This window comes from Paenibacillus aceti, from assembly GCF_003614185.1.
Classification (GTDB): Bacteria; Bacillota; Bacilli; order Paenibacillales; family Paenibacillaceae; genus Fontibacillus; species Fontibacillus aceti.
The window spans coordinates 269,441-289,812 of the sequence record NZ_KZ987724.1 but is presented as its reverse complement, the minus strand read 5'-3'; the positions used below and the strand labels follow the sequence as shown (position 1 = coordinate 289,812).

Genomic DNA, 20,372 nt, shown 5'->3' with positions numbered 1-20,372 from the left:
TCTTAGTCCCCTCTCAGAATGTAACCGGCGCCGCGGATCGTCTGGATGACCCTTTTCCCGCCGAACTCCTCCGTCTTCTGCCGCAGCATAGCGATATATACCTCAAGGACATTGGACTCGCCGCTGTAATCATAGCCCCATATTTTGTCCATAATCAGATCTCGGGTTAAGAGCCGCTTCGGATTCTGCATGAACAGATGCAGTAGATCGAATTCCTTCGCCGTCAGCTCCAGCCGTTCTCCGGCACGGATAACCTCACGTGAATCGAGATCCATAATGATATCTTCGAAGATCAAGCGATGCTCGCTCGTCTCGCCACCACCCTGGTCCTTCCGTCTAAGCAGAGCGCGAACCCGAGCCAGTAGCTCCTCAAGCGCAAACGGCTTGACCAAATAATCGTCAGCCCCGAGATCGAGCCCTTTGACACGATTCTCCACCTCATCCTTGGCCGTCAGCATAAGAACCGGGACCTTGCTGCCGCCTTCGCGCAATCTGCGGATTACTTCAAAACCGTCAACCTTCGGCATCATCACGTCCAGAATAATTACGTCCGGCTCTGCCGACATGACCATGGACAGACCCTCCGATCCATTCTGCGCCGTATATACATCATAGCCCTCAAATGCCAGGCCGCGCCTCAGCATGGAGGTAATCTTCTCATCATCATCGATAACCAATATTACTGATCTCATGACAGCATCTCCTTATCCAGAGCCTTTTTCTCATTACATCGAATAAATTCTCTCACCACCATTCTATCAAAACTGGCCTCAAAACATAAGAAACCCTCTATTTCAAAGCCAATTCGACGATAAATGATCGCGGTTCAGATTATATATTACACATCTAAAATTTACAGCAAAAGGCGACAGGCCCCAAGGCCCGCCGCCTCCTTACGCCCAGCATCAGACGCATCGACCTGCCGTTTACTGAATATTCGGGAAGTCGTTCTTATTGCCGATCTTAATCTTCAAATCCATCTTGTTGCCATCACGGACGATATTGAACGTGACCTCAGTATCGACTTGTTGCTTCTGAATATATTCAATCAGCGATTCCTTGGTGGCAAATTTCTTGCCATCAGCCCCCGTAATGATATCGTATGGACGCAGGTCTGCAGTATAGGCTGGCGATTTGAATACGACGTTGGTTACCACCGAGCCTTCCTTCACATCCGTAGCCATTTGGGCTGCGACTTCATCCGTCATCGTCATCAACGTAGCACCGATGAATGGAGCCGGTTTTTGGGGAATCTTCTCATTATTCTTCAGCTTATCGAGCACTTCATTAACCGTGCTGGCCGGAATCGCAAATCCGATCCCTTGGGAATCCGAGCTAACAGCCACGTTAATCCCGACTACTTCCCCGTTCAGGTTCAAGAGCGGTCCGCCGGAGTTACCAGGGTTAATAGAAGCATCGGTTTGCAGCAGATGCTCGTACTCACGATCCTTCTCGCCATTCTCACCAGCGATAGTGATACTGCGTTCCTTCGCGCTAAGCACGCCCGTAGTTACTGTGTGATCGAAGCCCTTAGGGTTCCCGATCGCTACCAGCCAATCCCCGACCTGTGCACTGTCAGAGCTGCCCAGTGGAATCGACGGGAGGTCTTTGTCGCCTTCAATCTTCAGAACAGCCAGGTCAAGCTCATAGCTGGTGCCCAGCACCTTGGCTTCGTAAGGCTTCTCGGTATCCTGCACCGTTACCTGTACCACATCGGCATTATGAACCACATGCTCATTGGTCAGGATATAGCCGGTCTTATCGAAGATGAAGCCGGAACCGATGCCAGTTGGAACCAACTGGTTCGAATTCGAGGAAGATCCGCCGCCTCCATTGTTGCCGTAGCCCCCATTCGTGTCATCTCCGAAGAAGAAACGATAGAACGGATCATCCGTATATGGGTTGCTGCCGCTGGATTGCTTGCCCGCCTTAACCAAGGTTTCTATTTTGACAACAGCCGGGCCTGCTCCTTTAACGACACCTGCTACATCTGTAGAACCTGCCACCGGATAAGAAGTAGCTGCCGCCTTGGTCGGCGTCGAATTGCTGGCTTGATTCACACCCTGCTCAGCCACAGCCGGTGTCGACGGATTGCCTGTGAACAGATTTGCGCGATCCGCAAACACCATACCGCCGCCCATAATCAGCATCCCCGCCAGAAAAGCGGCGACGATCGATTTAATAGATGATTTCTGCTTCGGCTTATTGAACTGCCAGTTCCCTGAATTCTTAGGTGGCAATGACCCGCCGCCTCCACTGGAGCCATTCATATTATCCGCTGTGGAACGATAATTGTATGTGTTAGGCAATGGCTTTACTGGCTGAGGTCTCGTGATTTCTACATCCTCTGAACTGCCATTATTCGAATAACTCGTGGTCGTTCCCTCCGTCTCTTTGTTATAGGATTGAAATGGACCATAAGAGTAATAGTAGGGAGATCCTGAATCCTGCGTTCCCTGCGATCTATCATTTTCATTCTCTCTGAATGGCTGACCCGATTTGTTTTTATCCTCTTCCATAGTAATATACCTCCTTCCCCTTAATACTACAGGGGTAATTGATTGTTTGAAGTTCCGTTTGTTATCTCGTTTACATTTATTATTTTGTACCAAGAACCTTAAACATACCTTAAAAACAATTAAAAAGGAGATAAAAGCAGGAAATTAGCTGACCCACCCTTGACGATGGGCATAAATGGCCAGTTGGGTACGGTCCTCAAGCTCGCATTTCATCAGCAAGTTGCTGACATGGGTCTTCACCGTCTTGATGCTGATATGCAGTTCCTCGCCGATCTCTTTATTGCTCTTCCCTTCGGCGATTAACAGCAGCACTTCCTTCTCACGCTCAGTCAGATCCGTATCATCGCCCTGTACTGTCCGCTGGCGCAGACCGCGTGTCAGAGCCTGGGCGATCTCGCCAGTCATCACCGGCATCCCCCGATTAGCTTGATGCAGTGCATGGATCAGTTCATCCGCAGACACCGTCTTGAGGCAGTAGCTGACCGCCCCGGCTTCTACAGCCTGTACGACCAGATCATCCTCAATGAAGCTCGTCAAGATGACAATTTTGATCTGTGGGTACTGCTCCAATACCGCCCTCGTCGCCTCAACACCGTTCATTACCGGCATCATCAGGTCCATTAATATAATATCAGGCAGCCCGTTCTCCAGGCAGGAATTCATAAATTCAACGGCTTCTTTGCCATTTCCCGCTTCTCCGATGACTTCAAAGAGAGGCTCCATCATTAAATAAGTTTTGAGTCCCATTCTAACCATATCATGATCATCAACAATCATCACCTTAATTTTATCACTCATCGCCTGCCGCCTCTTTCCCCTTCTCAAATTTCGGAATATGTACGCGTATTGTCGTTCCGGCTCCCGGCTTACTAATGATCTCCACATTGCCGCCGAGCTTCTCAGCCCTCTCACGCATCGTAGTCAGCCCATAGGATCCCGGCTTCTGGTAAGTGCTGCTGAAGCCCTGACCGTCATCGCTAATACTAAGAGTCACCTGCCTAGGCCCCTCCTTGAGGGACAAGCTGACGACCTTTGCCCCCGCATGCTTCACGATATTAGCCATCGCTTCCTGGATAATCAGGAACAACTGATGCTCCTTGGCTTCGGACATATCCCCCTGAATATCCAGATCTTTAATCCCTTTAAGCCCATTCTGCCGACAGTAATCGGGGAACCACTGATCCAGCGCTTCCGCCAGCGACTTGCCGACGAGCTCCATCGGACGGAGCTGTGCGATCAATGCACGCATTTGCCGCTGTGCCGTATTCGACATCAGAATGAGCTGCTCCATCACGGTCTGTGCCTGAGCTTCATTGATCTCCAGCACTTTAGGAAGCGAGGAAGCGGCCATATGAATAGCAAATAGCTGCTGACTGACCGTATCATGCAGATCGCGGGCGAGTCTCCGCCGTTCCTCCAGCACGGCAAGCTCCGCGGCCTGTTCCTTCTCCACGACCTCCTGCTCGCCAAGCTGCTGCAGCAGCTGCATCTTCTTCTCCACCGCATCCGTCATATTGTTGAATTCATGATATACTCCGGCGAAGGACTGATCCAGGGTCTCCGGCATGCGCACGGACAAATTTCCCTTAGCCGCCTGGAGCAAATTCAAATGCAGCAGATCGATCCGGCCTTGTAATCGACGGCCAGCGATATAGCCGATAACAAGCGTCAATACAATAATGCCAACTAACTCATAGAACCAGACATGGGGATCACCAATAATGATGATCCCCGCCTTCACACCGATATAGGAGGCAATCGCCGCCAGGCTGCCCGTTAGAAGGAAAAATCCCAGCAGCTCCCATTTTGTACTTTTTAATATCCGTTGAACGATCATAGTATCAACCCACCATGTTCACTTTAACATCACCGATAAATACGCTGACGATCAGCTTCACTTTCTTGTTAGCTTCACTATAGTATGGGGTCTGCGCCTTGATGTTGCTCATGAACCCGCCTTCCTTCTGCTTGAGCACGGACAGATCACCGATAAAGGCACTCGATACGGCTACAACGCCAACCTCCATATCGTCAGGCACGAAGATCTTCACGTCACCGATAAAGGCCGAGATATTAATCCTCGTCTCCCCGTAAGGAATTTGCGCCTTGGTCAAGTCGATAATCGTATCTCCGATAAAATGCGATATATTCATCGGTTGCAGCTCGAAGTAATCCTGACCCATATGCACATCGCCGATGAAGCCAGATTTATTAAGCGTCTCCTTGGAGCCAAACTCATTAAACACCTTCTGGAATTGCCCTTTCCAGCCTGACTTGTCATCCATCCCCTTCGGACCATAAGCATCATGCATTCCCTGACCTTGGCCATGCCCTTGTCCTTGTCCTTGCTTCATATTATATGGATTATCGTCAAATGGATTATAGTTAAAATTACCAGGACCAGGTCCCATCTTATTCTCCTTCTTCGGCTTCTCCATCGCATCGAAGATCGAGTCCAGAGACGATTCCATCTCCGTGATTGGCGGAACCGGAGGCTTCGGAGGAGCAGGCGGCGGGAACGGAGGTTCCTGACTCTTAGGGGATCGCGGCTTGAACAGCATATTGACCCCTGCAATAATCAGCGCTGCTGGTATGAAGAACTTGAAGAATTGGCCCGGATCAAGGGTAACCAGATCCAAATTTCTGGCCAGGAAATATCCGCCGACCAAAATCAGCACCATACTGCCGATCATACTACCACCGCGCCTGTCCCCATTCGCAAAACTGGCGATACCGCCGAGAATAAGGAATACTGGCCAGAAGGTAGAGAATAGATACCCAATGCTTATATCAGTAATTCCGAGCATATTCAGTATAAAAATACCGCCGATCGATATCAGCACAAGCCCGCCGATCATACGGCCCACATAGCTATGTTTCATCATGTATCCCTCCATCGTACTTCGTACTTGTCATCATCCTAACCACAGTGTAACGCATTCCGATGACAAGTAACAGCGGCGCAGGATGGAACATGCTATCGGTCCCGAGACCGAGGTGGTTTACTTTTTTTTACATACTGTATGGAGCAAGTGCGGCAGTTCGTGTGGGGCCACGGGCTATTATGGAGGATTCACGTTGAATCACATGGTGTGCAGGGTTGTTCGCCATGGGTACAATGCATAATTCGCATAATCTCAGACCTCCCCCAACTCTAACGAAACGTGGTAACGCTATTTGCACCAAAAAGCGGTCTTCCAAAATCTAACCAAACTAGGTAACGCTATTTGAGCAAAAAAGGCACTAAATGAGTCGGTTTCGCCGGAATAACGATATGGAGTATCGTTAACATTTTTTTACCGTTGTTTTTGAGCAAATAGCGTTCAGTAGTTTCGTTAGCGCTTGACCGGGCCGATAAAAAAGGGCACCCTGACGGGAGCCCTGAAATTCTCGGATGTATCTGCAATTATTGTTGGTTGGAGCTTTGGTTCGACGCAGCATTACGGGAAGCCTTTGCTTTCTTCGCGATGGTCGTCGTGTTCTCTTCAGCGAACTCAGCATTGAACTTCTCATTCGGTGTTTTATAGCCAGGAGAAGCTGCTTTGTTTTTATTTTGATTTTGGTTTGGCATTGATTTCACCTCCCTTGCATTTCGCGACAAGAATACTCTTATCGGATTTTCGCGGAGCGTCCATTCAACGCACCACCTTTATTATGCAAGGAGTTCCGGCAAAATATGCACCTTGTTAGATGAATCTTGGTCTGAGGAGCGCAGCGTACGTTGTGGGTACGTGAGCACCGGAAGACCCGGCTGAATTCAAGATTCGACGCCGAATCTGCTCCTACGGTATACTTCGTGATCAAAATCGAACTTTTTGAACTTCCTCTCAAACGGCTTCGTTCCAGAGGTCTTCGGGGATCTCCTGATTAACCTCCATCGCCTCGCCCAACTCACGCAACATAGCCTCCGTCAGCTTGCCGTTCCCTTTACGGATCACCTGAACCTCGACTTCCTTCTTGCCCCATTCTTTATAGACCTGCTTGGTCGTCTTGAAATACAAGTCAATCTTCTTGCCCTTGATCGCCGAGCCCTTGTCCGCCACAATCCCATAGCCATAGCCAGGGATGTACAGAATGGTTCCGAGCGGGAACACCTTCAGGTCGGCGGCGATGGTAGAGACTGTATTTTTATCACGGCGTACCTTCACCCCAGAAAAAGTGATACCATATTCCGGATGATTGGGCTTTTTACCGGTTGATTCATAACCCGCCGTATACCCGGTGGCCATGACCTTCACCGTACTCACTTTCTTCTTAAGCGGCTCCGGCTTCTCCACCTGCGATTTCTGCGGAGTCCCCTGCACAGTATCTATCGGCTTCGGCTTCTTCACCGAATGCTGTAGGAACACCGGATTGCCGAATTGGTCCTGCTTGGCCTGACTTTCCAGCAAGCGCATTTTATCGAAATATTGCTTCTGTTTATAATACGGATCTGCATACGATATCTTCGTTATATTCGTCACATTTGCCGACTTGGCCACCGCAGGAACTTGTTCCAGAGTAATCCCATGCAGCAGCATCCCCGTCAAAATACCACCCAACACAAATCTTTTCCATAAAATAATTTGGCGCATACGAAAAACCTCCCCCTTATTTCAGAAGGTTCTCCATATGCGCCACTATTTATACCTGATATTTAAATAACATGGTTAGCAATATCATTCTTCAAGGAGGCGATAACCTCACTTAAAAGCTTCGCTCCCAAATCACCCTCGCCGCGTTTACGTACGGATACCGTACCGCTGCTTTGTTCGTTCTCGCCGACAACGAACATATAAGGGATTTTCTCCAGCTGGGCTTCCCGAATCTTATATCCCAGCTTCTCATTACGCAAATCACTCTCAGCACGAATGCCGCCGGCACGCAGTTCCTCTTCCACCTTGCGGGCGTATTCTTCGAAATGCGCGGATACCGGAATCACCTTCGCTTGTACTGGGGACAGCCAGAGTGGCAGATTGCCAGCAAAATTCTCAAGCAGGAAGGCCGTAAAGCGCTCCATTGTGCCCAAGATACCGCGATGAAGTACCACTGGACGATGCTTCGCCCCATCTTCACCGACATATTCCAGTTCGAACCGTTCTGGCAGCAGGAAGTCGATCTGTACCGTAGATAGGGTCTCTTCCTTGCCCAGAGCCGTTTTGATCTGTACGTCCAGCTTCGGACCGTAGAATGCAGCTTCGCCTTCTGCTTCATAGAACGGCAAGCCAGCCTCTTCTACAACCTCACGCAACATGCGTTGTGCAGTATTCCACATCTCATCATTCTGATAGTATTTCTCGGTATCCTGTGGATCACGATACGACAGGCGGAAGCGGTATTCATCGATTCCGAAGTCACTATACACCTGTTTGATCAGATCAAGCACACGGGAGAACTCGCTCTTGATTTGGTCGAGACGGCAGAAGATATGAGCATCATTCAGCGTCATCGAACGAACACGATGCAGACCGGTCAATGCGCCGGACATTTCATAACGATGCTGCATTCCGAGCTCGGCGATGCGGATCGGCAGATCACGGTAGCTGCGCAGATCGCTCTTAAACACCATCATATGATGTGGGCAGTTCATCGGACGCAGCACGAATTCCTCGTTATCGACCTGCATTCTCGGGAACATATCCTCTTCATAGTGCTCCAGATGCCCAGAAGTTTTATACAGCTCTGTGCTGCCCAGTACCGGAGTATAGACATGTTGGTAACCAAGGCGCTCTTCGATGTCAACGATATAACGCTCGAGCGTACGACGCAGAGTAGCTCCCTTTGGAAGCCAGATCGGCAACCCTTGTCCAACCAGATTGTTAAAAGTAAAGATGCTCAGCTCTTTGCCGAGTTTACGGTGGTCACGTTTTTTCGCTTCCTCCAGCATATGCAGATGCTCATCAAGCTGGGCTTTCTTCACGAAGGCTGTCCCGTAAATACGCTGCAGCATCTTGTTATCGCTGTTGCCGCGCCAGTATGCGCCAGCGACGCTGAGCAGCTTGAAGATCTTGATCTTGCCTGTGGAAGGAACGTGTGGACCCCGGCACAAGTCGAAGAATTCGCCTTGATCATAGATCGAGATCGTCTCGCCTTTCGGCAAATCACGGATCAATTCAAGCTTGTACGGATCGCCTAGCTCAGTGAAGATCGCGATCGCTTCCTCGCGGCTTACCTCACGGCGTGTAATCGGCAGATTCTCGCCGATAATTCGTTCCATCTCCTTCTCGATCTTCTGCAGATCTTCAGGGTTAAGCGGGTGCTCAAGATCCATATCATAATAAAACCCGTCTTCGATCACCGGGCCTACGCCAAGCTTCACTTCTTTGCCGCCGAACAGCCGTTTGACAGCTTGAGCCATCAAGTGGGCGCAGCTATGACGCATAATTTCCAGACCTTCCTGCGAATCCAGAGTAATAATCTCTACCTTCGCACCATCCTGCAGCTGCGTATTCAGATCGACAGCAACCCCGTTCAATTTACCAGCTACTGCGTTCTTGCGCAGACCGCTGCTAATCGATGCCGCTACATCTTCAAATGTACTTCCTTCTGCATATTCCCGGACTGAACCGTCCGGTAAAGTAATAGATACTGCCACTTTCATTGCCTCCCTCATAATAATTAACCATGACCGCCGGAAGCGGACATACAAAAAACGCCCGTCCCGTAAAAGGGACGAGCGTGATATACCCGTGGTTCCACCCTTATTCGACCGTCTTGACAGCAACGAGATTGCAGCAGGACAAGCCCTTAATTTGAGCATGGTGTAACGGTCATAAACCGGCAATTCCTAGTACCATAAATAACGAACAGACAACAAAAATGCTACATTCGCCCAAATTCGTCCAGGGTTCGGAACAGCAGCTACAAAGGGGTAAACCAAAAACGACACCGAAGGAAGTTCCAGCCAAGCTCCCTCTCTCTGTACAGTTCAAAATCTGGTTCATATCTTTGTCATCGCTTTTAAAAGGTGATTCATTGTGTAAATTATATAGCGATCCTGTCCCCTAGTCAAGAAATCGAGCGATCATAGCGGCTCAAGCAGTTGATCCCTCGACCGTTCAGCTTGATGGAACATCGTGCATTGCGGGCATTGAGAGCAGATCTGCACCCGTTCGCCAAAGATACGGCAGATCGTTGAGATCATCTGCATTTCGGGCCATGGTGTATGGATTAAGATGCGAAGCGGCGACAGAGAGATCAAGGAACTGACGACTGCATTCTCCATCTCAAGCTCCTGGTCGGCAATTCGGGCTACTACACCGCCGCCGGAAGGGATATGGATGGAAGTAAATTGCTCATCAAGGATGACGAATTCCTGATCTCTTTTGTGCATCAAATGAACCAGTGGCGTCAAGGGCTCCTGAAAATGAACAAAATACTGCAGCAAGCCGATGAACTCTTCATACTGCTTATCAAGCAGGAGCTCATCCACCGCGTAGTCGATAATTTCCTCCAACTTATCCCTGTACTCCTGCAGCCTGAAGTTCAGCAAGCCGTCTAAATGCACGAAGGCATTATGCTGCAAATAGCTTTGCAGCTCCCTTTTGATCAAAGAGATTCTCTTCTTCTGGGCAGATAAACCGAATTCATCTGGGCCGAGCAGCCTTAAGCCCTGCTTCACCACAGCTTCGTAATCCTCGGGGGAGGCAAAGGAATACTTCCTGGACAGCATCGCGGACATAAGTGCCGCTTCCTTTACCTCAATCACATAACGGGCGATCCCCTCAATCATTCGCTCATGTCCTTCTCCCCATCCTGGGTTTGCCTGACCACGTCCGTGCGAAGTTTCACCAGATATGCCAACGAGAACATCCATGATTTTGCCGTCTGCTAAGTAGCTGATTGCTGGCTGGCCTGAGTCGATATACAGATCTTGCCCTGAGAAACATTCTATAAACCGGGCCCCTGACTCTGTACCGTCAATATTGATCCGAATTGTAAAAAAATCCATGGACTTTCCCCCTTCCGCTTCCTCTTCACAAGTATATGGTGAGGGGAAAACGGATATACGGATCAAGCCCATGGAATGAAAGGTAGCCTTTCCAATGTTACCTATAAATTAATTCTGCATTACAAAATCCCGTTCAACATGCATATCTGTATCGAACACGCGCAGAATATCATATTTCGTATTGCGCTGAGCTGGAATCTTGCCGGCTTCACGGATAATGGACAGAATGGCTTCGATATTCACCTTATAAGTTGCGCCAGCCGATGAGACGACATTCTCTTCAATCATCGTACTACCGAAATCATTGCAGCCATACTGCAAAGATAATTTGCCTACCTCAGGTCCCATCGTTACCCAGGAGGATTGTAAATTCTTGATATTGTCCAGCACAATCCGGCTGATCGCTACAGTCTTCAAGTAAGCCTCTGGCGTTTGTCTTTCCTTCTTTAGATTCGTGTTATCCGGTTGGAAGGTCCATGGGATAAAGGCCAGGAAGCCTTCTGAAGGATACTGATTCTGAATGCACTCGTCCTGCGCCTCACGCACCCGCATTAAATGGAGCGCCCGCTCCTCCATCGACTCTCCGAAGCCGATCACCATCGTCGCTGTCGTATTCATACCGATCTTATGCGCCGTCTGCATCACATCCATCCAGTCCCTCCAGGAGCCCTTTAGCCGACTGATCTTACGGCGTGTGCGGTCATCCAGTATTTCAGCTCCGCCGCCTGGCAGAGAATCCAGACCTGCTGCATGGATTTGCCGCAATACTTCCTCCAGGGATAGTCCATCAGATACTTCCTTCATCTTCATAATCTCCGCCGGAGAGAAGGAATGCATCGTAATGTCTGGGAAATGAGCCTTGATCTCCTTAAGAAGATCCGTATAATAGCTGAACGGCAGGTTCGGATTCGTCCCCCCCTGCATCAAAATTTCTGTCCCGCCGACATCGATCGTCTCTTGGATTTTCTGCAGAATCGTCTCAGTAGGCAGTACATAGCCTTCTTCCGATCCAGGTCTGCGATAGAAAGCGCAGAAACGGCAATAGACATCACAAATATTCGTATAGTTCACGTTGCGTCCAATCACGAATGTAGTCACAGGCTCAGGGTGCCTGCGCTCCATAAGAATGTTGGCAACATGCCCCATCTTCTCAATTTCACTGGATTCGAACAGGGCAATCGTCTCTTCCAGATTAACGCGCTCTCCCTTAAGAGCTTTATCTAGTATATGATCAATAGCTGTCATATAGCGCCCTCCCTCTTACTTCAATATATAACTATCACAAATGCAGATAATAATAATGATAAATTTATCCTAACATACTCCCGGCCAAAAAACAGCAAATGATTTGGTATCAGATGCTAAGCTTCTGCGATCCCTTTACGAGCGTATATCGATGATTTTTTCAATAAAAACGGCTACAGAGGTTTCACGAAACTACGAGTCAGTTAGGAATTTGAGCTGGAATGATTAAAAGCCTGCAGAAATGCAGGCTTTATCATTCAAACTCCGCGGTTCTAAGGAAATTCCTGCATTTTACAGGAATCAACCTTCTATCTCTACTCTTGCCGCCTCCAGCGCTTGCCGTAGATCTTCGATCAGATCATCGACATGCTCGATTCCTACAGAGAAGCGCAGCAGGCGATCATCGACACCGATAGCTTCGCGAATTTCTACCGGAATATCAGCATGTGTCTGTACCGCAGGGTAAGTCATCAGCGATTCCACACCGCCGAGACTCTCTGCGAAGGCGATCAATTTAAGATGACGCAGCACTGGCTCGACATAACGGGCGTCCGCCACCTTGAAAGAGAAGATGCCGGTATTGCCGCTGCTCTGCTTATTTTGAATTTCATAGCCCGGATGGTCTGGCAGGGCCGGGTAGAATACCTCCGACACCTGCGGATGCGTCTGCAGATATTTGGCAATCGCCAGCGCATTGCTCTCATGCCGCTCCATCCGCAGCGCCAGGGTCTTCATTCCCCGCATCAGCTGATAGCTGTCCGAGGGACTGAGCACAGCGCCCAGGGAATTGTGCAGGAAGGCCATCTCCTGCGACAGCTCCTCCCCTTTCGTCACGATGATTCCGGCTAATACATCATTATGTCCGCCTAGATATTTCGTCGCGCTATGAACGATAATATCCGCACCAAGCTCCAGCGGTCGCTGGAAATAGGGGGTAAGCAGCGTATTGTCCACGATCGTCAACAGCCCATGCTGCTTCGCCCAGTTACTTGCTAACTCTATATCGGTGACCATCATCAGCGGGTTGGTCGGCGTTTCAATGAATACCGCTTTGGTATTCGGCTTGCGGACACTCTCCAACTGATCCAGTTCATTCGTATCCACATAGGAAGCCGTCACACCGAACTTCGCCAAGATGCGTTCAAGCAGCCGGTATGTACCTCCATACAGATCCAGCGAGACGATCAAATGATCTCCCTGCGAGAACATCATAAATACGGTTTGCAGCGCCGCCATGCCCGAGCTACAGGCAAACCCGGCATCTCCGGACTCCAGCTCGGCCGCCGCTTGTTCAAGGATCGTCCGCGTAGGGCTCTTCGTGCGGGAATAATCAAACCCAGTGCTCTGCCCCAGCCGCGGATGACGAAAGGCCGTTGCTTGATATATGGGATAATTGATTGCGCCTGTAACCGGCTCCTCCATTGAACCGATCTGCGCCAGTTTACTCTCGATATGCCACTTTTTATCCATTCCTATTCTTCTTCCCTTCCCAAGCCTATAGCAAGCTTATATCTGATATATGAATTCTTTTGCTTCATCAATATTGTATGGAGTCTCTTGATACACATAGTAATTCAACCAATTGGAGAATAATAAGTTTGCATGCGATCTCCATGTGGATAACGGCGTCTTGGTAGGATCATCATTAGGATAATAGTGAAGCGGCAGATCGATATCAAGCCCTTTGGCAACATCCCGATCATATTCCCACTTCAAGGAGCCAGGATCATATTCGGAATGGCCCGTTACGAAAATTTGCTTGCCATCCTTGGTAGCAACGAGATAAATGCCCGCCTCCTCCGATTCCGCCAAAATCTCCAATTCATCGATCGCCTCAATATCCTCTCGCGCGACATCGGTATGACGGGAATGGGGAACCTGGAATACTTCGTCGAAGCCGCGCAGCAGCTTAACATGCGGTTTGTTCACCGTATGAGGGAATACCCCGAAGCATTTCTGTTCCAAGTGGACTTTGCGTACGCCATAATGATGATATAATCCGGCCTGTGAAGCCCAACAGATATGGAGCGTCGAAGTTACATGGGTCTTGCTCCAATCGAAGATTTCCTGCAGCTCCTGCCAGTAATTCACTTCTTCAAATTCGAGCTGCTCCACAGGAGCGCCAGTCACGATCAAACCATCAAAGCGGCGATGTTTAATTTCATCAAAAGTTTTATAGAACATTTCCAGATGCTCAGCCGACGTATTCTTCGAGGTGTGGGAGCGCGGATGCAGAAGTACGATATCCACCTGCAGAGGCGTATTGCCGAGCAGACGCAATATTTGTGTCTCCGTCGTTTCTTTTGTTGGCATAAGATTTAGTATCGCAATGCGGAGTGGCCGAATATCCTGACGATATGCCCGACTTTCATCCATTACAAATATATTCTCTTGATTAAGCACTTCCTTGGCCGGCAAATGATCCGGGATCTTGATTGGCATAATGTTCCCACTCCTCATTTTCATAAATTTGAATACAAATCATTTGTCATTTTCAAAAGCTGGAGATACAACAAATGGCCTAACTCGTAATTCGAGAAAGGCCATCTGAAATCTGACTGAATATACCTCTCTCATCTCTCAGAGATCAAGCAGTCCTGCGACTGATCGATCCTGCAAGAATTAGCACCGTGCGAAGCTCGCCGGTTGCCGGGTATCATCGGGCTAGTCCCTCCACCTACTCTTGATAAGAAAAAATGTATTTTGTATTCATTTGTTTTAAATTTGATTTGATCTCATTATACATCATTTCTACATTTTCACAAGTCTTTCATCACTTTCAATTTATCCAGCCTGAAAGCGGCCCCGGAAATGACCGACAACCCGCTTGGCACCGCGTCGCTCAAACCTTGCAATGGCTTTGATCAAAGGCCTCTTATGAAAAAATGACTTTTTGAAGTCCCTCTTGAAACATCGAAGCACACAGCGTTATACTAGACAAGTGTTTAAAAACTGGAACGAAGAGGTGAACATCCGAGATGGAAGGCGACCCGAGTCCGCAGAGGTATTTTTTATACAACCGCATAGGAAAAAACGGTCAACAGACGACCTGTGGATTTAGCGCGGGCACTTCTTTACCCGGTGTTTTATTAAGTGACGCCTCTTTCCCATGTCTATCCTGAATTGACGCTGTCTTTTCCTGTGCTTCATCTAAAGTGCATACCCTGACGTAATGGCCAGGAAAAGGGAGTGAATTAAATATGAAAGTTCGTCATGTTAAAGATGGCGTATTTACAGCAGTAGAGGATGTGGAAGTTACGACTACCCCTCCAGAGGAAGGGTTCTATTGGATCGATGCAGGGACCGAGGATCTCGCTCTGCTTCAACCCCTATTCTCGCTGCATGATTTGGCCGTTGAAGACTGTCTTTCGGAAGAAGAACAGCGGCCTAAGATCGAGACTTATGAGAATCACTATTTCATTGTAGTGAACAGTATCCGTTATGATGATGAGGAAATCTTCCTGCGGTCATTGAATATTTTCCTCGGACGGCATTATATCATTACCGTTACCAAGCAGAAAATCAACGAGCTTCGCGCGGTTAAGCCTCTCCTGTGGGAACAGGAGGTCAGCGCGCCAGACTGGTTCCTCTATCTGCTCATCGACCTTGTCGTGGATAATTACTTCACAGTCGGCGACCGGATTGAGACGAAGATTGAGAATCTGGAAGAAGATATTCTGATGCACACGAAGCGTTCGCATCTGAACGAGATCATCGGGCTGCGAAGTGAAATTCTGTGGCTGAAGAAAATGCTCGGTCCGCAAAAAGAAGTTATTAACATCTTAAATAAGAAGGATTTGCGTCTGATTGACGATCAATTGCAAAAATACTTCAGCGATATCTATGAAAATGCGGTTAAAATCGCTGAAAACTTCGATACATTCCGCGAATTGATCGGGAACTTAAGAGAAGCCTATCAGGCTTCGATCGCTAACCGGGCGAACGAAATTATGCGCGTGTTCACGGCAATTACAACGATCTTCATTCCTCTGACTCTGATTACGGGGATCTATGGAATGAACTTCGACAATATGCCTGAGCTGCATTGGAAATATAGCTATTATGTAGTCCTTGGCATTATGGCCGTGCTTGGGGTAGGCATGTTCTATTTATTCCGCAAGCGGGACTGGATTTGAACATCATGAGGAATATTCACTGGCGGATCTGTCCGTTTATGAATATTCCTCTTTTTTACTGTCGTTAAGCGCTTCGCGGACAAGCTATCCCGCTCTCTGAGCCGATTCCGCGCTGCGACGGAATTGAAGACGGATCAATCTCAGACGCTCGTATAATAGATCAGCTTGGCCCCCCTCAGCCCCTTCCTTCCCGTACACCCGCAGCAACACCGGCTTCAGAAAAGCATCGCCGAGCTCGGCGAAGGCCTGCCATACCGCTGTCTGTTCCTGATCTGGCATATCCTGCAGCTCCAGCTTGATCAGCTCCTCGATCTGGTAGCCGTCCTTCTCCAGCACCTCGAGCATGGCCAGCGTATCCCTCCGCTCCATTCCCGTCTGAAGACAGATATCGTTGATATTCATCCCTTCAGCCAGACATTCCAGCACCTTGCGGCGCAGGCTGAATTTCTCGGCCTCGGCCCGATATTTGACTTCCTTCTGTCGATATACCCAAGAGCGGAAGGCTTCATCATCTATAGTCTGTTCCACCCAGTCCAGCGGGAAAGCTCTCGTCTGCTCACGATTCTGCGTTAGCTCTAGCAGCTCAGCCCCATATTCATTCGCCTTATTCTCGCCGACACCGGGCAGCTGCAGCAATTCTTCCCTGGTATGCGGGCAGAACACACTGATCAATCTCAATAGCCGATTACTAGCTATCAAATACGGGGCTTTACGCTCCGTTGACGCCTTCCTTCTCCGCCAGGATACGAGTTCAGCATACAGTTCTTGATTCGGATGCAGCTCACTATAACAGACCAATCTCTGCGCCGCCATGCCCCTGCCCTGCACCAGATCGCCCTCGTTCCATATCCCTTCGATAATCGGCCTGAAGCCTTCGCTCAGCTTGGCAGCCAGCCGATGTCGGTAGACGAGGAGCATCTCCGACCACGAGGAGCCCTCGAACCAGACCGTCTCCTGCTGCCCCTCCAGCTTGAGCTCATTCCAGCCCATATGCCATATTCCCTCATCTTCTCCGATCCAGACCTGCGCCTCTGCTGTAGCTCCTTCCTCCAAGCTCTTCTCCATACTGTTTAGAAATACGATCCTCATACCCTTCGCCTCCTTTATACATTCAGCTACATAAGGGGCCAGAACAACAAAAAACACCTCCCCTGCTAATAGCAAGAGAGGTACTTCCCCCAGACGTATACTGTTATCCCTAATTGTACCATCTTTTAATGGACTGTCAACGATTATAGCACCTTTTCCCACAAACCCTATTTTTTCCGATATAATGACAAAAGACATTGCAATTTAAGGAGGTCTATATTATGACTGACCCAAATGATCTGGATTTCTTATCCGACAGCACGGAGAGCACCTCAACGAGATTCGTCACCTTCATCGGACATTCACTAAAACGCTTTGATCTCGCGGTCACGACGACAAACCGCTTCTATGGCAAGAAGCTCGTCGCCGATTTACAGAATGGACGCACAGCCATCCTTGGCACAGATGATCTGGAGGAAGAAGGCTATCTGGAGCGTCTCTTCACTCTGGATGAGCAAGAGGGCGAGGAACTGCGAACTTTCCTCTACCAAGTGGTCGGCGACCCTTACTTCACAGATTAATGGACTTCAACTGGGTACGCCTGCATTTTCGAGAGGAATTTATCTGGTCGGGGCGGGATTTTATCGGGACGAAACACCATATTGCTATTTGGGTGAAAATCCACTATTTAGTCCCTGATTTGTCCCCATAGCGATACCCCGTTTCGTTAGGTTTTGAAATCGCTCCTTTTGAGGCAAATAGCGATACCACGTTTCGTTACAATTCAGAGCGTTAGGACAGCCCATGTTTCGTATTCGCAATAGGCAGACTTAAACCCCCGTTCATTCCGAGCGGGGGTTGGTTGCGGCGAGCAGGATGAAGGAGATCAGGATCATCAGCGCCGCCCATAGCCAGGCCGATGTCATATCTCCGGATTCTACTGCCATATAAATCGCCGTCGGCAACGTCTGGGTTCTGCCCGGGATATTGCCAGCGAGCATTAGCGTCGCCCCGAACTCCCCCAGCGACCTGGCGAAGGCCAGGATGAACGCAGTCAGGAGCGAGCGCTGGGCAAGCGGGATCTCCACCAGCCATAGCAGCTTCCATTCCGAAGCTCCCAGCGAGCGCCCGGCTTCAAGGAGATCGCGATCAATCGAGGCAAAGCCCGCCTTTGCGGCCTGATAAGCGAGCGGAAAGGCGACGACCGCCGCAGCCAATACAGCCGCTCCCCAAGTGAACACAATCGGCATCCCGGTCAGCCACTCGAAGGCTCTGCCGATGAATCCGCGCCGCCCGAAGATGACGAGTAGCAGAAAGCCGACAACGGTCGGGGGCAGCACCATCGGAAGCATGAAGACCGTCTCCAGCAGCAGCTTGCCTCTGAATTTCTTATCCGCGATCCGCCAGGCCGCAAGTCCGGCCAGCAGGAAAGCAAGCACGGCGGCGATCAGCGCTACCTTTAAGGAGAGACCGACCGGAATGAGAAAATCACGATTCATCAATTCGTCTACTCCGCCACCGTGAAGCCATGCTCTGTGAAGATGTCACTCGCCGCCGTTCCCCGAATGAACTGCATAAAAGCTTGGGCCGCTTCCCTATGCTTGGTCTCAGCCACCATTCCAGCAGGGTAGACGATCGGCCGATGATAGGAATCGTCGATCGCAAATGCGGTTTTCACCTTCGTAGAAGACTTCGCATCGCTCAGATAGACAAACCCGGCATCCGCATTCCCGGATTCGATATAGGTGAGCACTTGGGTTACATCTTTGGTGAATACCATTTTGGAATAGAGCTTGTCCCACAATTGTTCATGCTCCAGCGATTCCTTGGCATACATTCCGGCCGGAACCACCTCCGGTTCACCGACAGCGATCATCCCGATGCCAGTGTCAGCGTCCTCTAGTAAGTTCAGACTCTCCGGGACAACCTTAGCATCTGCGGGTACGATGACGACCAGACTATTTTTTAATAGATTGAGGCTCTGTTCCGCCTCGATATGTCCTGATTCAATCAGCGCATCCATCTGCTTCTGTCCAGCCGATAGGAATACATCCGCCGGTGCGCCTTGCTCGATCTGTTTCTGCAATGAACCTGACGCTCCATAATTATAAGTTACGGTAATGCCTGGATTCTCCTGCTCGAACTGCGGAGTAAGGCTCTCCAGACTATCTCGCAAGCTTGCCGCTGCTGACACGATGAGTGTAACCGGCTCTGTCGTCTCTGCTCCGTTAGCAGCAGCGTCGGCAGTAGCGGTTCCCGCCGCGTCCTCGCTTCCTGTCCCCCCACCACAGGCGACCAGCAGTACAGCGATAAGCAGCAGCAACCCTAATAGCCCAGTGGATCTCCCCTTCATACGGGACATTAATATTCTCAATGACCTCTTCTTCTTCATCTTTCTTCATCCCCCACTCAAAAAAATTAATTATGTATAGGCGATAGTCCGTGCAAACATAGAACAAGGGCGGCTCCCCCAATGTAAATTAAACATTTTTAGTGGGAACCCCCCTTAAAGTAAACCGCTCTAACCTTACTTGGCCATAGCCAGCCCCATCCAGGATGGGATACTGGCCATCTCCAGTTCCTCAAACTTGGAGATCACAAGCGCCGGGTTCAGTTCGAAGCAACAAGCCTCAATCGAGCACTCCAATTCCACATCACAACGGATCTCAGCAAGCTGTCTGGATAGATGCAGCATATCCAGATCATTCTCTATTTTCGTACGAACCGATTTCGATAGCCCGTCCAGATTAGCCAGTATACCTTCAACCGAGTCATATTCCTGCACAAGCTTCAGCGCCGTCTTCTCGCCGATCCCGCGCACCCCCGGATAATTGTCACTAGCATCGCCCATGAGCCCTTTCATATCGATGATTTGCCTAGGTCTTAATTGCTTCTCCTCGAGCAGGCTTTCCGGCGTGTATACCATGTAATTGCCATGGCCCTTTTTCATAATAATGACGTTAACCTGCTCAGTGATAAGCTGTAGCATATCATGGTCGCCAGTCAGAATGAACACATCCATATCCTCGCTAAATTTAGCGGCCAATGAACCGATACAATCATCGGCTTCATAGCCAGGCGCACTGACATTAGGAATACCAAGGCTATCCATCACTTCACGAATCACTGAGAACTGCGGGATCAGATCATCTGGCGCATCGGAACGGTTGCCCTTGTAAGCCGAGAATTGCTCCGTGCGGAATGTTTTGCTGCCCAAATCCCAACAGCAGGCGATATGCGTCGGTTCGAACTTCTGTACAGCGTCCCAGAAATAGCGCATAAATCCGTAGACGGCATTGGTCGGAAGCCCCGCCTTCGTCCGCCGGATATAACCGCTGGCAGCTGAAGCATAGAAGGCTCGGAACATCAAAGCCATCCCGTCCACTAATAATAAACGTTCCTTCGTTTGTTCGATCATTGCTATAACTAACTCCTCTACTAGAAAGTTGAACTTATGAGTCCAGATGCAGGCGGCCGGGTGAAATGTTCTTCCGATCAGTCCTTGCCCTAGTT

General features: G+C 49.5%; 18 protein-coding genes and 1 riboswitch. Of the genes, 2 read left to right on the top strand and 16 right to left on the bottom strand.

What is annotated here, in order from left to right:
* Window positions 1-2: 2 nt before the first annotated feature.
* From BFJ94_RS01230 to metA, 12 genes are all read right to left on the bottom strand, one after another.
* Window positions 3-692 carry a response regulator transcription factor gene (locus BFJ94_RS01230; RefSeq protein WP_120460442.1) on the bottom strand — a complete coding sequence of 230 codons (690 nt, stop codon included), beginning with the start codon at window positions 690-692 and terminating at the stop codon, window positions 3-5.
* Between the two features lie 234 nt (window positions 693-926).
* On the bottom strand, window positions 927-2,519 hold the full coding sequence (locus tag BFJ94_RS01225) for a S1C family serine protease (protein ID WP_120460439.1): 1,593 nt from the start codon (window positions 2,517-2,519) through the stop codon (window positions 927-929).
* Between the two features lie 144 nt (window positions 2,520-2,663).
* Window positions 2,664-3,317, bottom strand: coding sequence for a response regulator (locus BFJ94_RS01220; protein WP_120460437.1), 654 nt, complete (start codon window positions 3,315-3,317; stop codon window positions 2,664-2,666).
* On the bottom strand, window positions 3,310-4,356 hold the full coding sequence (locus BFJ94_RS01215) for a sensor histidine kinase (protein WP_120460435.1): 1,047 nt from the start codon (window positions 4,354-4,356) through the stop codon (window positions 3,310-3,312). The genes BFJ94_RS01220 and BFJ94_RS01215 overlap by 8 nt, the downstream gene beginning before the upstream one ends.
* A 4-nt stretch (window positions 4,357-4,360) precedes the next feature.
* A complete protein-coding gene (gene liaF, locus BFJ94_RS01210) occupies window positions 4,361-5,404 on the bottom strand; it encodes a cell wall-active antibiotics response protein LiaF (RefSeq protein WP_308424632.1) in 1,044 nt (347 codons plus the stop codon).
* Window positions 5,405-5,925: 521 nt separating this feature from the next.
* On the bottom strand, window positions 5,926-6,090 hold the full coding sequence (locus tag BFJ94_RS25270) for a hypothetical protein (RefSeq protein ID WP_162944105.1): 165 nt from the start codon (window positions 6,088-6,090) through the stop codon (window positions 5,926-5,928).
* A gap of 256 nt (window positions 6,091-6,346) precedes the next feature.
* Window positions 6,347-6,916 carry a 3D domain-containing protein gene (locus tag BFJ94_RS01205; RefSeq protein ID WP_120465037.1) on the bottom strand — a complete coding sequence of 190 codons (570 nt, stop codon included), beginning with the start codon at window positions 6,914-6,916 and terminating at the stop codon, window positions 6,347-6,349.
* A gap of 239 nt (window positions 6,917-7,155) precedes the next feature.
* Window positions 7,156-9,093: a threonine--tRNA ligase gene (gene thrS, locus BFJ94_RS01200; RefSeq protein ID WP_120460430.1), complete on the bottom strand. Its 1,938-nt coding sequence runs from the start codon at window positions 9,091-9,093 to the stop codon at window positions 7,156-7,158.
* A 429-nt stretch (window positions 9,094-9,522) separates the two neighbouring features.
* The gene (locus BFJ94_RS01195; RefSeq protein ID WP_162944103.1) at window positions 9,523-10,449 is read right to left on the bottom strand and encodes a putative sporulation protein YtxC; all 927 of its coding nucleotides are present in this window, start codon (window positions 10,447-10,449) and stop codon (window positions 9,523-9,525) included.
* Between the two features lie 108 nt (window positions 10,450-10,557).
* Window positions 10,558-11,694 carry a cyclic dehypoxanthinyl futalosine synthase gene (gene mqnC, locus BFJ94_RS01190; protein WP_120460425.1) on the bottom strand — a complete coding sequence of 379 codons (1,137 nt, stop codon included), beginning with the start codon at window positions 11,692-11,694 and terminating at the stop codon, window positions 10,558-10,560.
* Window positions 11,695-11,994: 300 nt separating this feature from the next.
* Window positions 11,995-13,164, bottom strand: coding sequence for a PLP-dependent transferase (locus tag BFJ94_RS01185; protein ID WP_120460423.1), 1,170 nt, complete (start codon window positions 13,162-13,164; stop codon window positions 11,995-11,997).
* 36 nt (window positions 13,165-13,200) lie between these two features.
* Window positions 13,201-14,136 carry a homoserine O-acetyltransferase MetA gene (metA, locus tag BFJ94_RS01180; protein WP_120460421.1) on the bottom strand — a complete coding sequence of 312 codons (936 nt, stop codon included), beginning with the start codon at window positions 14,134-14,136 and terminating at the stop codon, window positions 13,201-13,203.
* 128 nt (window positions 14,137-14,264) lie between these two features.
* A riboswitch (SAM riboswitch) is annotated at window positions 14,265-14,387 on the bottom strand.
* A gap of 507 nt (window positions 14,388-14,894) precedes the next feature.
* On the opposite strand from metA, the gene corA reads away from it, so the two are divergent.
* Entirely contained in the window at window positions 14,895-15,830 is a 936-nt protein-coding gene (corA, locus tag BFJ94_RS01175; protein WP_120460418.1) for a magnesium/cobalt transporter CorA, read from the top strand.
* A gap of 84 nt (window positions 15,831-15,914) precedes the next feature.
* On the opposite strand, the gene BFJ94_RS01170 is transcribed toward corA, so the two are convergent.
* A complete protein-coding gene (locus BFJ94_RS01170) occupies window positions 15,915-16,919 on the bottom strand; it encodes an HRDC domain-containing protein (protein ID WP_120460416.1) in 1,005 nt (334 codons plus the stop codon).
* Window positions 16,920-17,140: 221 nt separating this feature from the next.
* On the opposite strand from BFJ94_RS01170, the gene BFJ94_RS01165 reads away from it, so the two are divergent.
* Window positions 17,141-17,440 carry a DUF3055 domain-containing protein gene (locus BFJ94_RS01165; RefSeq protein ID WP_120460414.1) on the top strand — a complete coding sequence of 100 codons (300 nt, stop codon included), beginning with the start codon at window positions 17,141-17,143 and terminating at the stop codon, window positions 17,438-17,440.
* Between the two features lie 261 nt (window positions 17,441-17,701).
* Here the strand turns inward: BFJ94_RS01165 and modB are convergent, their stop codons facing one another.
* The 3 genes from modB to BFJ94_RS01150 all read right to left on the bottom strand — a co-directional run bounded on the left by modB (window position 17,702) and on the right by BFJ94_RS01150 (window position 20,277).
* Window positions 17,702-18,358 carry a molybdate ABC transporter permease subunit gene (gene modB / locus BFJ94_RS01160; protein ID WP_120460412.1) on the bottom strand — a complete coding sequence of 219 codons (657 nt, stop codon included), beginning with the start codon at window positions 18,356-18,358 and terminating at the stop codon, window positions 17,702-17,704.
* An 8-nt stretch (window positions 18,359-18,366) separates the two neighbouring features.
* Entirely contained in the window at window positions 18,367-19,251 is an 885-nt protein-coding gene (gene modA, locus BFJ94_RS01155) for a molybdate ABC transporter substrate-binding protein (RefSeq protein WP_120460410.1), read from the bottom strand.
* Between the two features lie 135 nt (window positions 19,252-19,386).
* Window positions 19,387-20,277 (bottom strand): 5'-3' exonuclease, encoded by an 891-nt coding sequence (locus BFJ94_RS01150; RefSeq protein ID WP_120460408.1) that lies wholly within the window; start codon window positions 20,275-20,277, stop codon window positions 19,387-19,389.
* Window positions 20,278-20,372: the final 95 nt, after the last annotated feature.

What these genes read in the sequence shown, in the direction of transcription:
- BFJ94_RS01230 (WP_120460442.1), bottom strand. Translation starts at nt 692, where the DNA reads ATGAGATCAGTAATATTGGTTATCGATGATGATGAGAAGATTACCTCC.
- BFJ94_RS01225 (WP_120460439.1), bottom strand. Translation starts at nt 2,519, where the DNA reads ATGGAAGAGGATAAAAACAAATCGGGTCAGCCATTCAGAGAGAATGAA.
- BFJ94_RS01220 (WP_120460437.1), bottom strand. Translation starts at nt 3,317, where the DNA reads ATGAGTGATAAAATTAAGGTGATGATTGTTGATGATCATGATATGGTT.
- BFJ94_RS01215 (WP_120460435.1), bottom strand. Translation starts at nt 4,356, where the DNA reads ATGATCGTTCAACGGATATTAAAAAGTACAAAATGGGAGCTGCTGGGA.
- liaF (WP_308424632.1), bottom strand. Translation starts at nt 5,404, where the DNA reads ATGATGAAACATAGCTATGTGGGCCGTATGATCGGCGGGCTTGTGCTG.
- BFJ94_RS25270 (WP_162944105.1), bottom strand. Translation starts at nt 6,090, where the DNA reads ATGCCAAACCAAAATCAAAATAAAAACAAAGCAGCTTCTCCTGGCTAT.
- BFJ94_RS01205 (WP_120465037.1), bottom strand. Translation starts at nt 6,916, where the DNA reads ATGCGCTTGCTGGAAAGTCAGGCCAAGCAGGACCAATTCGGCAATCCG.
- BFJ94_RS01195 (WP_162944103.1), bottom strand. Translation starts at nt 10,449, where the DNA reads ATGGATTTTTTTACAATTCGGATCAATATTGACGGTACAGAGTCAGGG.
- mqnC (WP_120460425.1), bottom strand. Translation starts at nt 11,694, where the DNA reads ATGACAGCTATTGATCATATACTAGATAAAGCTCTTAAGGGAGAGCGC.
- BFJ94_RS01185 (WP_120460423.1), bottom strand. Translation starts at nt 13,164, where the DNA reads ATGGATAAAAAGTGGCATATCGAGAGTAAACTGGCGCAGATCGGTTCA.
- metA (WP_120460421.1), bottom strand. Translation starts at nt 14,136, where the DNA reads ATGCCAATCAAGATCCCGGATCATTTGCCGGCCAAGGAAGTGCTTAAT.
- corA (WP_120460418.1), top strand. Translation starts at nt 14,895, where the DNA reads ATGAAAGTTCGTCATGTTAAAGATGGCGTATTTACAGCAGTAGAGGAT.
- BFJ94_RS01170 (WP_120460416.1), bottom strand. Translation starts at nt 16,919, where the DNA reads ATGAGGATCGTATTTCTAAACAGTATGGAGAAGAGCTTGGAGGAAGGA.
- BFJ94_RS01165 (WP_120460414.1), top strand. Translation starts at nt 17,141, where the DNA reads ATGACTGACCCAAATGATCTGGATTTCTTATCCGACAGCACGGAGAGC.
- modB (WP_120460412.1), bottom strand. Translation starts at nt 18,358, where the DNA reads ATGAATCGTGATTTTCTCATTCCGGTCGGTCTCTCCTTAAAGGTAGCG.
- modA (WP_120460410.1), bottom strand. Translation starts at nt 19,251, where the DNA reads ATGAAGAAGAAGAGGTCATTGAGAATATTAATGTCCCGTATGAAGGGG.
- BFJ94_RS01150 (WP_120460408.1), bottom strand. Translation starts at nt 20,277, where the DNA reads ATGATCGAACAAACGAAGGAACGTTTATTATTAGTGGACGGGATGGCT.